This is a genomic window from Pelomicrobium sp. G1 (assembly GCF_051905455.1).
Lineage (GTDB): Bacteria > Pseudomonadota > Gammaproteobacteria > Burkholderiales > UBA6910 > Pelomicrobium.
In genome coordinates this window covers 1-309 of record NZ_JBQACR010000248.1, presented here as the reverse complement: position 1 = coordinate 309, position 309 = coordinate 1, and the positions used below count along the sequence as shown (strand labels likewise).

General features: G+C 51.5%; 1 protein-coding gene. It reads right to left on the bottom strand.

Features of this window, described 5'->3' with window-relative positions; all coding sequences use genetic code 11:
• Positions 1-48 precede the first annotated feature (48 nt).
• Positions 49-309 (bottom strand): 8-oxoguanine DNA glycosylase (locus ACTFO6_RS18375; protein ID WP_439935822.1); only part of this gene is annotated, 261 nt, incomplete at its 5' end.

Genomic DNA, 309 nt, shown 5'->3' with positions numbered 1-309 from the left:
CCATAAGGCTCATTAGGGTGGAGTCAAGTCCACCAGAAACCAGCGTGACTATTCCCATGTCCTTTGACCCTCCTTCGCAACTCTCATGACGACCCACACAGCGAGGTCGAAGCAGTCAGGGGTATATCCAAGCGAGTAGACATGCCCGATAAAGGTACGCTCCAGCGATTCGTATTTCGGGAGTGCCGGAATAGACGTCATGATTGTTTCGGTTAAACCCATCCAGTGCATATAGGTCAGAACATGAATATCCAGGATCGCGACATGCGTCGCGTATCCGATGTTTCTCAGGAAGAGGCTGGCCTGCTT